Here is a 12,558-nt window from a genome sequence, read left to right as displayed (position 1 = left end):
CATAGTCTCCTCCTTTCATCGAATTGTTTTGTTTTGCGCGCTTTTGCGCGCTTCCACGCAATTCCCATCCTCTCCCGACGGGCTGGTTTTCGGTTTCACACGAGAGACTTGCCGCCATCGGCAAACAAAATATGGCCGGTCGTGTATCCGCCCTTCATGCAATAGAGAAAGGCTTCAGCAGCTTCTTCGGGTGTGCCCAGACGCGAGATCGGCAGGGGATCGGTGAAAGCACGGAACTGTTCCGCCGCATTCTCTCCCCAGACATCTGTAGCGATGGCACCAGGACACACGGCATTGACGCGGACCGGCCCCAGATCGACCGCCAGCCCGCGCACCAGATGTTCGATTGCACCGGCCATTGCCGTGGTCAGCGGCGCTCCCTTGCGCGGGCGATGCGCAACCATGCCTCCGGTCAGCGTGATCGATCCACCCTCTCGAATCTGCGGAAAACCGTGTTTGACTGCAAGAAGCGCTCCGGTAAACCGAACCGACAGCAGATTATCGAAATCGGTTATATCGACTTCGGTGATCTTCTTGGGATCGCGGCTTCCCCAGTCGCCGGCTGTGTAGACCAGATGATCGAAAGGGCCGGTCTGAGCGAAGAAATTCGCTATCGAACTTTCCTGTTTCACATCAATTGCTGCGCCCGACGCACTCTCACCCAGCGCCTGACAGGCCTGTTGCACCTTGTCCGCCTGACTGGAGCCGATGAACAGTTCAGCGCCTTCCTCAAGCGCAGCGCTGGCTACGGCGCGCCCAATGCCCGAGCTGCCGCCAATAATAACTATACGCTTACCCGATAGTGTCATCACAATCCTCGAAATTTATTGAATGGCTGAAACGGGATGCTGCCCATCGCCGGCCTGTCAGCTAGCCTTGTGTCTGAGCGAGCTTTTCGCTGAGACACGCCTCCATACCCATAAGACTGCGTTCGATATCGGCATCGCGCCGCATGGCCGCAAAGCAGGCCCGGGTCCGCTCGCCCCATTCGGGACAATCGGTGAAGCCCAGCCGGCTTAAAATATCCTTCAGGAAGAAGAGCGCCGGTGCCACCGCACAATCGGCAATGCTGGGCGTTTCACCCGCTGCATAGGGCCCCGGCGCAATCCACTCTTCAAGCCCGGCGAGACCGCGGCGTATCAGCGCGACGGATCTCGCTTCGATATCCTGGCTGTTGCCCTCTGTCATATTGCCCAGCAACTGCACCGCTGGGTCAGCCAGATAAACCGTGGCGATTGTCGCAAGCATCCGAACTCGCGCACGGTCGAGCGGCGCTTCGGGAAGGAGCGGCGGTGTGGGATAAAGATCCTCGATCAGTTCGCTGATGACCCGCGATTCTGCAATGACCGCACCATCCACCATCAGCACCGGAATCTTGCGGATCGGACTGATCTCGCCAAACCCGCCTTCGCGCACGAAGTCCCGCGTGGGAGTGATCCGCTTGAAGTCCAGCCCTTTCATTTCAAGCTGCAATTCAATCGGACGCGTAAAGGGCGAGAGATCGTTTACATAGAGTTCCAGTAGCACAGCCATCCTCTCTCAAATATATCCCGGTTTCCATATCGATCCGGAAACACTGCGCAAAAAGCTACTACACAGAAGTTTTTTGCGCAATGAAAGAAACGGATTATTGTCCTACAATGAAAACATCATATCGCAGGCAGAAAATGCTCCTGCGATTTTCAGCTTTTCGGATCTCGGAAGCTCAGAGCCTCGATCTGTTCTCTGACATGCTCCAGCGCCTGTTGGCGATGATCCGGCCCGATCGTCACACCATCGGCGACGACCACATCAATGTCGGTAACGCCAATAAAGCTGAAGATTGCGCGCAGATAGCTCTCGCAATGCTCTATCGCTGCCCCGGGATGGCCTTCGGCATACATACCGCCGCGCGAAATACACAAAATGACTCTTTTGCCGCCCATAAGCCCTTGCAGCTCACCTTCGGCCGAATAGCGGAAAGTCTTTTCGACAATAATCACGCGGTCGAGCCATGACCGGATCGCGCTGGAGACGGTCAGATTGTAGAATGCCGTGCCCAACACGATGATGTCGGATTCGATGAACTCTTCGAGCAGGACCCCGCCCAGTGCCAGATCGGCTTTGATGGCCGGTTCATGCTCCGCATTCATTCCCTGCACCGCCATGATATGGGCTTCGGTCAGATGAGGCACAGGGTCCTTGGCAAAGTCGCGATAGGTCACATCCGCGTCAGGGTAAGCAGCGGAGAGCTTTTCCATCACAAGCGACGAAATCTGACGGCTAAAGGAATTATTCCCCTGAACACTGCTGTCAATATAAAGGACTTTCACTGCTTCCGCCCTCTCTGAAAGAGGGCTGCAAACTGTTGCCTTGCCGCCGGTTCAGGCGGCTGGACTCGTAAAAAACCATTCTGCAAAGCATTATCTTGCATATTTCAGACATCCCCAATCCATAACGAGCCAGTCGAGAACGGATTATCCCGTACGCCCCGGCTCTTTTCCGCATCCCTCTTCCTGAAAGCCAGACAGGCCCGGAGCGGGTGATGCAATGGAAACTGTTCCAGATTCCGTGAAGGAAAAATAGTAAGGCACGAGCAGCCTGCGATAATAAGCTGCATGACCGACTTTCATATCCGAACGGACGGCAATCCGGTCAGAATGAAAGACAGGGTGCGACCGGTTAGGAAAAGGCATCTTTTCAGTTCTCTGCCACGCCAGGTATTCACACCCCATCTTTCAGCTTCATTCCGCAGCGATCGCCTCCTGCATCCCTTCCTGCTCCTGCGCTGCAAGGCGAGCGAACATCCGCAGAACCCGGATACCTCCTTCATCGGTTTTGATGATTTTCTCGCGGAAATTGGGTCGGTGATCGCGTGCTACGAGCTCCTCGATATCCTCCAGCGCGACCTTGTCTTCCATGAACGCACCTTCACCCACCACACGTATCTGTTCGGACAATTCTTCGTCATCCACGGCATTGTTGCGAGCCATCGCCCACATATAATGCGTCGAAGTCTGCGTTTCGGGCGTCATGATGTGAATAATATGCTGCTCATCGGCTTTGGGCGGATCGGATGCGTCGGTGGTGATCTGCCGTCCCTGATGCATACCGGGAATCTGCACCATATGCTGCGCTTCCCGGTCGAAGGGCGCCTTCATGCCCACCGCTTCAACAAGAGCGGGCGGCATACCGACATCATGATGCACTTCGCGCTGACGGATAAAGCCTTCGCCTTCTTCGATTTTCGAAGGTGCCGCGGCATGTTCAGGCCGGGCAATATTCCATTTGCCATGCAGGAAAGGAAAATGGGTGAGGTCCATCAGGTTTTCATGCAGGCCGAGATAATTGGCCTTCATATACATATAGCCCTTCACATGAGTCCATTCGGGTGAAGTGCACCATTCCTGCCGGATCAGCCGCGAATAGTCGGGATTGGCAGGGTCGCCCATCCAGATCCACAATAGCGGGCCATCCTCTTCCAAAGGATAGGCATCGAGCCGGATTGCCTTGGGTGCTGTGTTGAGCGCAGGTACGAGCGCGCAGGACCCGTCCGGATTGAATTCCATACCGTGATAACCGCAGACGATCCGGTCCCCCTCGACTCTGCCGGTATGGAGCGGGAAGGAACGGTGCGGGCAGCGATTTTGTACTGCCACCGGTTTTCCGTCTTCGGTGCGGTAGAATACGATATCCTCTTCAAGGATCGTGCGGCGCATCGGCTGTCGGCTAATCTCATCGGAGAATGCCGCAACATACCAATAATTGCGCAATAGCGGTGTACTACGATCGGCGACTCCCATTGATTTTGCGCCGATTTTCGGAGAACTGGTTGCTTCTTGCATGATTTTTTCACTCCTCTCCCAAGCATTTCGCCTGGTTATATTGTCGCTCCGGGTCCTCTCTTAAAAATTCTTCCACAAAGTGATTCCATAAGTCCGCGGTGCGGCCAGCACCGAAGCATCTTTGAACTGATCCGCCTGCAGAAATGTGTAATAGCGCTCATCGGTCAGGTTCTTGATCCACAGCCGCGCGCCTAGTCCGGAATCCAGCTCATAGCTGATCGAGCCGTTGAGCAAATCATAGGTCGGCTGACGAAGGCGGTTTTCCGGATCGGAGAAGTAACCTGAATTGTGATACCAGTTGGCCGCGAGGGTAAGATCCCCCTCGCCGATCCGCGCGGTGTAGCTCGGCGCCACGCTGAAAGTCAGCTTAGGTGCGCGCTGCATCCGGTTCCCCCCCAGATCGCCGGGGGACACACTATTACCGAAAGGGTAGACAGGAAGGGGTGTATAGACCGGACCATCGGGGAAGGACTTATATTCGGCATCGAGCAGCCCCAGCCCGCCCGCAATGCGCAGCCCTTCATAAGGCGTGGCCACAAAATCGAAATCGAGGCCCTTAATATCGGCATGAGCCGCATTGATCTGAATGATCGACCTGTCGGTCGATATGCTAACCGCCAGATCCTTATAATCATAATAGAAAGCGGCAATATTGAAAACCAGATCGCCATTGAACAGCTCGGTTTTTAGACCCGCCTCATAAGCATCAAGAACTTCCGGTTTGACAGCCTCGACTGTATTGACGTCGCCCGGCTCGGGCAGATTGTAGCCACCGCTTTTGAAGCCCCGACTATAGGAGACATACCCCAGCACATTGGATGTGATCTTGTGATCGAGGATCGCGCGATAGGTCAGCTTCCCGAAACTGTCATCCACCGTATATTGCGTATCGGGGACGAGCGCGCCAGGAAAGACATCCTCGTTCCCCATATAGGAACCTTCATTCTTCAGTTCGAATGAATCATCGGTATAGCGCAGGCCAATCGTCAGATTGGTGTCGGGCAAAAACTCATAGGTTGCCTCGGCAAAACCCGAATAGGAATCGAGGGTCTGCGTATCGTTGAAATAGAGATGCGCAGTCGGATCGGCGAAATCCGGATCGAAGATCAGCCCCGTAATCAATGTCGGATCATACTGGCCGTTAGAATGAAAATAGAACGCTCCGATCACCCATTGCAAAGGCCCGTCATCGTTGGAAACCAGTCGCAATTCCTGCGAAATGGTTTCGATCGGCGATGTTAGATCAAGCTCCATGAAAGGCGTGACGCTGGCATCCTGATCTATGACAGACCGCATTTTGGTTTTGCGGTATGCGCTGACACTCACGAGATCCGCGAAGGACATCTTGTGATCTATCTTGAGACTGGCGCCACCCTGCTTGATAGAACTGAAATCACGTCCGTCACTCGCCGTGTTGAAATCACCGGCATAGGTCGTGCCGCCCATCCCGATCGAACCAGGATAAACCGCCGAATTGGAACCATAATCGGAACGCTGTTCGGCATAATCGACAGACAGAAGCGCCGTTGTATCGGGTCCCAGATTGGCAAGCAATTTGCCGCGCAGGTTCCAGTCCCAGCCCTTCTGCGTATCGTCCCCGGTGGCCAGCGACTCACCATAACCATTATGCTGTTTCCGGCCGCCTGCGGCGATATTGACCGCTACGTCATCGCTCAACCCGGTGCTCAGATAGAGACTGCCTTCCATCGTATCGTAATTGCTGTAGGAGGCGGATATCCGGCCTTCGGTTTCGAAACTCGGCTGGCGGGTCTGGATCTGAATCACGCCGCCCGTCGCATTGCGGCCGAACAGGGTACCCTGCGGGCCCTTCAACACCTGAACCGTTTCAATATTGTCGAGCGACATAAGATTGCCGTTCGGGGACGAAATATAGACGTCATCGACATAAATCGCGACCGGCGACTCGATCCCAGCTCCGGCAAAGGATGTCCCCACACCGCGCAAAAATGGCACAGCCGCAAAGGAAGACGACCGGCTGTAATCGAGGCTGGGGGTAGCAATCATAAGCGCTTCAGTGTCATCAATGCCGATATTTTCCGCCTGCGCAGCGGATACGGCAGATACGGCGATAGGCACATCCTGCAGGAATTCATCCCGCCGCCTGGCCGTAACGATGATCGCCTGTTTATGGGTGTCGGTTGAAGCATTCCTCGTCTCTTCAGGCTCTCCGGTTTGATCGTTTCCCGATATCTCGGTTGTTTCGTCCGGACTTGTCTGCGCTGCCGCAACACCGGCAAATCCGTTTATGGCAAGCATAGCCGATAGAAGGCTCGCGCCTTCCAGCACATATTTCCGCATACCTCTCTCCCAAAACTTCCTCACCCTCTTTGAGTTTTATGTGATTGAGGGCTTATATATTTTTAAGGTAAGCTTTTGATTTTAATATTATTTTTAATTCTATTGCATGTTTGGAATCCGGTTATCGACTGAAACCGGGAACAGATCGCAATCCCTGACAAACCTTTTTGGTTACACAAATTTGTCAGTGAATTTTCGTCAGCTCCGAGCCTGCGCGCTTCGCCGGAATATTGTTACCATCAGTATCCTCCATTTTGCGTCCCGGACCGGCAGGTGGTCTGCCAACTTCTCAGCTTATTCGATAAAACTACTATGCAGAAGTTTTTTTGCAATGATTAAGTTAAGCTGTTGTCCTACAATAAATGCGTAGCATTGCAGGAGAATCGCACGCATTTCTGCGCCAGCGCAAATGACGCTCAGACCCATAAAAAGAGATTCACCGGGAACCGGATGGCTGCAATTTGCCAACACTCGTAATACATCCGGCCATAAAATAAGGCCCGACTCGAAAACCGCATTAGCGGAAATCGAGCCGGACCTTGAGGAGCGGTCAGGCCTGAGGATGCCGAAAAGGCCTAGACCGCTGGCGCCTCGTGATCTTCGAGCCAGTTTGCGAGGAGATTGGCCAGTTCGGCCCGGCTGCCCAGTTCCTCGAAATAATGCGCGCCATCGAGAGAGATCAAACGCTTGTCAGCCGAACCGAGCGCTTCGTAAATCGCCTGCGCATGGCTGGGAAATACGCCCTGATCGTGATTGGCATAAATCACCAGAGCGGGCTGAGTAATCCGCGGCAATTGCTCTTCGATCCGCACCTGTGTTTTCGACAGGCTCCACATAGCCAGCCATTCGCGCGCCGAGGTAATCGGCGCCAGACCATAGCCGGAGTAGTTTGATTGCTGCGGATCGCCCATATAACAGCCAACCTTACGCTTGGAGGGCTCGATTGTGAGATCGAGGAAACGCGGATCAGCAAATTGCCGGGGCACAACGAAAAAGCGGTCGAAAACACCATTCTTGGACGCCACACCGAATGTTCCGGCCCCGTCCAGCTTCTGATCGCTTTGCGGGCGCCCGTCACCAATACGCTGCAACTCCTTCTCCGCCCATTGGGTGATCCGCTCGTTACGCGCGACCTGTGCTGCGCGATAGCGTTCCAGCCATTCGGGTGAATATGGCGGCCCGTTATCCGGGTTATACATATCGAGTTCCGGATCGTAGGATAAAGGGTCGTTTTCATCCGTGACCGATGGATCCAGCCATTCGGTAAAGACTTTTGCCCGTCCGGGATGCGCCGCCAGTGAGATATAGAAATCGGCGGGCAGCAGCGAATTCAGCTCCTCCTCAGGGGCTGAGCCCGGATCGATATGCGGATCGAGCGCCTGTGCCTGATAGGCGCCCATAAGCGAAGCACCGCCTGAATGACCCAGTATCACAACCTTTTCGACGCCGGCTTCCTCGCGAAGCCAGCGCACACCCACCCCCAGATCGATCAGCGCATGTTCCAGATTGAAGCCGCTCGCCACCGAGGCGCCGGCAAAGCGCGAATTCCAGCCCAAAAAGCCATATCCGCGCCGGGCCATATATTCACCAAGATAATGGTTGGCCCAGTTTCCCACGTAATGCGATGCGATGATGGCAGTGGTCGGCCGTTCCCCTTCAGGCGAATAATAACTGCCATTGCAGGGATACTGACCGTGATTGAGACGCTTCTTGGTCGGCGATTCCAGGTGTACGCCCTGGATATTGACGTTCTTGTGCATAGCTCTCCCTAGCAAGGCTTATCGTCGGTTTGTCCCGCACAGGAAACATCCTTCATCGTCGCCACAGCCTTACGCCATCCATCGTTCGACCATACAGGCGGTTTGCCGAAAAAGCCGATAGCAGTGGCTGCCAGTTCAAAATCATCAGCAGCGATTTCGACACGCCAAACACAATGGATGGATATGGCCTGACACCGTACAAAGAGTGCATTCCATAGCAGATCCAGCTTCAAACTGGTCTGACATTACTTCTATGTAGAAGTAGACTCCGTTGCAAGGGAAAATCCATGCCGTCTGCCGGGCGTTCTGCACGCCTCGACAGCCGTGGCACAGGCCGACCTCCCGGTTTTACGGTTTTACGGTTTTACGGTTTTACGGTTTTACAGATGCAGGACTATCTGCAGCTGCAAGATCAGCGCTATCACCATCGGGCGCCCAGCCCAGCCCCAGCGCCTTCTCGACCGACACGAAAGAAGCGGCAAGCGCTGCTCGCGCGCTGGTCAATGCCTGACGCAATGCCAGATGCCGATCCTGCGCATCGAGCACTTCGAGACGCGACGCTGTGCCTCCTTCAAAACGCTGCTGCATCAGCCCAATGGCACGAGCGCTGCTTTCCTCGGCCCGGGCCAGCCGGGCAACGATTTCACGCCTGCGGCGAAAATCCGCCAGCGAATCCTCGACATCGCGCAACGCACCAAGAACAGTCGACCGATATTGCGCCTCCGCTTCATCGCGAGTGGCTTCGGCCTGATCCACTTTCGAAGCGTTACGTCCGAAATCGAGGAAATCCCAATTCAGCATAGGTGCCGCAATAGCTGTGAAATCGTCCAGATCGGTCAGGTCGGAAACACTGGTTCCGCCAACACCCAGAATACCCATGAAACTCAGCCGTGGCAGAGCCGCAGCCTTGGCCACGCCGATTTCTGCATTGCGAGCGGCGATCTGTCTTTCGGCCGCACGAATATCCGGGCGGCGGCGCAGCAGACTAGCCGGATCGCCTACCGAGACTTGTGCAGGCGGCAACGGAATGGCCTGTGCCGGTTCGAGCAGCGCATCCACCGCTCCCGGCACCTGGCCGGTTAGTATAGCAAGCGCATTGGCAAAGCCGGTTGCCTCGCTCCGCAGCGGCAGAAGGTCGCTCTGCGCCTGTTCGAGCGCCGTCTGCGCCTGCTCGACCTCGATTCTGGCCCCCGTGCCCAGATCGAAACGCTGCTGCATCAAATCGCGCTGTTTCTGCCGCTGGCGGACGATATCTTCACCCAATGCAATTCGCTGCTGCCGGTCGCGCAGATTGAAGTAAGCCTGTGCGACAGCCGATGTCAGGCTGACCTGAGCATCCGCCACACCGGCTTCAGCCGCTTCCATCTGGGCTACCGCACTTTCTGTCTTGCGGCGCTGCCCGCCGAACAGATCCACTTCCCAGCTCGCCTGCAAGCCAAGATTATAGATGTTGTAATCGCTCGAACTGTCCCCGTCCTCATCGCCGGACTGACCAGCCTGCTGTCCACTATCGCCCTGATCTTCACCGCCGAGATCGAGACCCGGCACACGGATATAGCCATAGACGCCCTGCGCGCTCAGCGTTGGAAAACCCGCCACCTTTTCCAGCCGCAGGGAAGCACGCGCCTGATTGAGCCGAGCACGAGCGACACCCAGATCGGGGTTTCCGAGGATGGCCATTTTTTCCAGCCGCGTCAGTGTCGGATCGTCGAACCCTTCCCACCAGGCGGCCAGTGGCGGCTCCTCGCGCGACACCACATCACCTCCCCTGAGAAAGCCCTGCCCCTTATCGCCCGAAGCCGAGCCCATATCCGGCGGCCCGGCATAGTCCGGCCCGACTGTGCAGGCGGAAAGCAGCAGCATGGAAGCGGGAATAGCGAGATATCGCATGGCGTTTCTCAATGGGCTGGGGCCGAAGTAAGATTCTTCGGCAAAGGTTTAAGCAACAAAGCCAGCGGCGTGACGATCATCACTCCTACCGCCAAAAGCCAGAACAGATCATTATAGGCCATCACAAGCGCCTGCTGCGCGATCTGATTGCCCAGCATGCGAATGGCCGCTTCGGGCGAGCCGAGCATTTGCGTCATCGAGGCGATATAATCCTGCACATGCAGGCTATTGGCCGAAAGCGTCTCTTCAATTCGCCGCGAATGGAAGTAGAGTCGCTTATCCTGCATCGTTGCGATACCGGCCAGGGCGAACGACCCGCCAATATTACGAGCGGCATTGAAAATACCGGCCGCATCGCTGGCCATTGAAGGCGGCACGGCAGAAATCGCTGCCTGATTGAGGAACAGGAATGTCACCACCGTCCCCAATCCACGCAAAATCTGCGATTCGACAAAGGCAGAGCCAGTAGAAGCCGCCGTCAGTTCGGTGTCGACATAGCAGCTGAGGCACAACACGCTCATGCCGAAGCACACCGCCACCCGAATATCGATATGGCGCATGATCAACGGGATAAAAGGCATGGTAATCATCGCGGGAACACCGGATATCATCACGATTTTACCCGCCTGATAAGCATTGTAATCGGCGATCGAAGCAAGGAATTGCGGGATCACATAGGACGTGCCGTAAAGCACCATGCCCATCACCATGGCCATAACGGCTACACTCCCGAACACCCTGTCGAACAGAAGCGAGAGTCGGATCACCGGATTGCGAGATGTGATCTGGCCGATCAGCATCAACACGAAACCGATCACTGCCACAATGGTCAGATTGATGATCATGCTGGAATCGAACCATTGTTCACGATGGCCGTCTTCCAACACCACCGTGAGTCCACCCAGTCCCAAACTCATACCTATAATGCCGAGCCAATCGGCTTCGCCGAGCAGATTCCAGCGTGCCTTTTGCGCCGGCAGACCGACCATCAGCAGAACGACCAGTACCACACAGACCGGCACATTGAGCAGAAAAGCATAATGCCAGCTCAAAGCTTCCGTCAACCAACCGCCCAGCAGCGGCCCCATTACCGGACCAAGAATAGCTGTCATACCGAAGCCGGCCGTGCCCAGCGGCTGTTGATGGGGCGGCAGGCGCGTGGCGATGATCGTCATGGCGGTGGGAATCAGCGCCCCGCCGGTAAAACCCTGCCCGGCGCGACCGACAATCATGGTTTCAAGATTTGTCGCCGTGCCACACAGCACCGAAAAACCGGTAAACAGAGTAGCAGCAATCAACAAAAACCGGCGCAGTCCGAACAGGCGTTCCAGCCAGCCAGAGAGCGGAATAATAATAATCTCGGCCACCAGATAAGCTGTGGCGATCCAAGTACCTTCCGAACTGGTAGCCCCGATTTCCCCTTGAATAGTCGGCAAGGCGGAATTGACGATCGAAATATCCAGCGTCGCCATCATCGCACCCAGCGTACCGGCTAAAACCGCTAGCCAGGCACCCAGATCGGCGTCGGGATGCCGGTCTGGCGCAGAGCGTTCCGGATCATCTTCGACGGCAGAATGAGACATCAGTCAGCCGCCTGCGTCCGTTCTTCCTGACGCTCCTCAATCTGCTCCAGCTCACCTTCGGCGGAGCGTGTATCCACCGTTACGACAACCGACATACCGGGCACCAGCAGCTTCTGCGTTTCGGATGACGCATCAATGGCAATCCGCACCGGAATGCGCTGGACAATCTTTGTGAAGTTGCCGGTGGCATTTTCCGGGGGCAACAGAGAGAATTGCGCTCCGGTGCCGGGCGAGAAGCTCGCCACCCTGCCATGCAACTCGACACCGTCCAGCGCATCCACTTCGATGGTGGCCGGCTGACCGGGCCGCATCAGAGCTACCTGTGTTTCCTTGAAATTGGCCGTAATATAGAGGTTGTCCGTCGGCACGACCGACATCAGCCGCAGGCCAGGCTGGACGAATTGTCCGACCCGCACGGTCTTGTTGCCGATCCGCCCGTCAATGCTGGAGCGGATCACAGTGGACCCGACATTCACTTCGGCTTCGTCGAGCTGTGCTGTATTGGCTTCGCCCTGCGCTTCAGCCTGTGCGACCTGCGCCTGTAAGGTACCCAGACGACGCTGGGCCGCAGCCAGCCCGGCCTCTGCATTCTTTACGGCCGCGCGCGCCTGATCGGCCTGATTGCGCCGTTGATTGAGGATCTGTCCGGGCTCCGCGCCGCTTTTCACCAGCGGCTCGTAACGGGCGACTTCCGATTGTGCAAAAGCCAGATCGCTGCGGGCTTTGGCAAGCTGCGCTTCGGCTTGCTGTACGGCTGCACGCTGTTCGCCCATCTGGGCGCGGATGGCATTGGCATTGGCCTTCGCCACATCGATCTGAGCCTGCGCCTGCTGCGCCTGCGCGCGATAATCGCGCGGATCGATCCGAACCAGCGGATCGCCTTTCTTCACGGTCTGATTGTCTTCGACCAACACCTCATCGATATAGCCCGAAACCTTCGGTGCAATCGTCACCGCATCCGCCTGTACATAGGCGTCATCGGTATTTTCCATATATTTGCCGACCAATTCATAGCGAACGAACCAGGCGATCCCAACCAGCACCAACACTACAGCCGCAATCAGCAATCCCCTGCGCACTTTGGGATTCTGAAAGGCAGTTTTCTTTTCTTCGGCGGGTGCGGCGTCTTCCGGGATGCTGTTGTCTTCAACCTTGTCGTTCACGCTGAGAGGTCCTTCGTGA

9 protein-coding genes are annotated in these 12,558 nt (G+C 56.0%); all 9 read right to left on the bottom strand.

The window, feature by feature from the left end:
- Window positions 1–95: 95 nt before the first annotated feature.
- The 9 genes from D6851_RS06975 to D6851_RS06925 all read right to left on the bottom strand — a co-directional run bounded on the left by D6851_RS06975 (window position 96) and on the right by D6851_RS06925 (window position 12,539).
- Complete coding sequence (locus D6851_RS06975) at window positions 96–809, bottom strand: SDR family oxidoreductase (protein ID WP_120324172.1); 714 nt, start codon at window positions 807–809, stop codon at window positions 96–98.
- A 61-nt stretch (window positions 810–870) separates the two neighbouring features.
- Window positions 871–1,533, bottom strand: coding sequence for a glutathione S-transferase family protein (locus tag D6851_RS06970; protein WP_120324171.1), 663 nt, complete (start codon window positions 1,531–1,533; stop codon window positions 871–873).
- 149 nt (window positions 1,534–1,682) lie between these two features.
- A complete protein-coding gene (locus D6851_RS06965; protein WP_120324170.1) occupies window positions 1,683–2,312 on the bottom strand; it encodes an FMN-dependent NADH-azoreductase in 630 nt (209 codons plus the stop codon).
- A gap of 411 nt (window positions 2,313–2,723) precedes the next feature.
- The gene (locus tag D6851_RS06955) at window positions 2,724–3,824 is read right to left on the bottom strand and encodes an aromatic ring-hydroxylating oxygenase subunit alpha (RefSeq protein ID WP_120324168.1); all 1,101 of its coding nucleotides are present in this window, start codon (window positions 3,822–3,824) and stop codon (window positions 2,724–2,726) included.
- A gap of 60 nt (window positions 3,825–3,884) precedes the next feature.
- Window positions 3,885–6,143 carry a TonB-dependent receptor gene (locus tag D6851_RS06950; protein ID WP_120324167.1) on the bottom strand — a complete coding sequence of 753 codons (2,259 nt, stop codon included), beginning with the start codon at window positions 6,141–6,143 and terminating at the stop codon, window positions 3,885–3,887.
- Between the two features lie 575 nt (window positions 6,144–6,718).
- A complete protein-coding gene (locus D6851_RS06945) occupies window positions 6,719–7,903 on the bottom strand; it encodes an alpha/beta hydrolase (protein ID WP_120324166.1) in 1,185 nt (394 codons plus the stop codon).
- A gap of 372 nt (window positions 7,904–8,275) precedes the next feature.
- On the bottom strand, window positions 8,276–9,793 hold the full coding sequence (locus tag D6851_RS06935) for an efflux transporter outer membrane subunit (protein ID WP_120324164.1): 1,518 nt from the start codon (window positions 9,791–9,793) through the stop codon (window positions 8,276–8,278).
- A gap of 8 nt (window positions 9,794–9,801) precedes the next feature.
- Window positions 9,802–11,376 carry a DHA2 family efflux MFS transporter permease subunit gene (locus D6851_RS06930; RefSeq protein WP_120324163.1) on the bottom strand — a complete coding sequence of 525 codons (1,575 nt, stop codon included), beginning with the start codon at window positions 11,374–11,376 and terminating at the stop codon, window positions 9,802–9,804.
- Window positions 11,376–12,539, bottom strand: a complete 1,164-nt coding sequence (locus D6851_RS06925; protein WP_120324162.1) for an HlyD family secretion protein — start codon at window positions 12,537–12,539, stop codon at window positions 11,376–11,378. Before D6851_RS06925 ends, D6851_RS06930 begins: the two co-directional genes overlap by 1 nt.
- Window positions 12,540–12,558 lie beyond the last annotated feature (19 nt).

It is taken from the genome of Altericroceibacterium spongiae (genome assembly GCF_003610805.1).
Taxonomy (GTDB): domain Bacteria; phylum Pseudomonadota; class Alphaproteobacteria; order Sphingomonadales; family Sphingomonadaceae; genus Altericroceibacterium; species Altericroceibacterium spongiae.
This window is presented reverse-complemented; position numbering and strand designations above follow the sequence as displayed.

Excerpts from the sequence above, each read along its gene's own strand:
- D6851_RS06975 (WP_120324172.1), bottom strand. The coding sequence starts at position 809 with ATGACACTATCGGGTAAGCGTATAGTTATTATTGGCGGCAGCTCGGGC.
- D6851_RS06970 (WP_120324171.1), bottom strand. The coding sequence starts at position 1,533 with ATGGCTGTGCTACTGGAACTCTATGTAAACGATCTCTCGCCCTTTACG.
- D6851_RS06955 (WP_120324168.1), bottom strand. The coding sequence starts at position 3,824 with ATGCAAGAAGCAACCAGTTCTCCGAAAATCGGCGCAAAATCAATGGGA.
- D6851_RS06950 (WP_120324167.1), bottom strand. The coding sequence starts at position 6,143 with ATGCGGAAATATGTGCTGGAAGGCGCGAGCCTTCTATCGGCTATGCTT.
- D6851_RS06945 (WP_120324166.1), bottom strand. The coding sequence starts at position 7,903 with ATGCACAAGAACGTCAATATCCAGGGCGTACACCTGGAATCGCCGACC.
- D6851_RS06935 (WP_120324164.1), bottom strand. The coding sequence starts at position 9,793 with ATGCGATATCTCGCTATTCCCGCTTCCATGCTGCTGCTTTCCGCCTGC.
- D6851_RS06930 (WP_120324163.1), bottom strand. The coding sequence starts at position 11,376 with ATGTCTCATTCTGCCGTCGAAGATGATCCGGAACGCTCTGCGCCAGAC.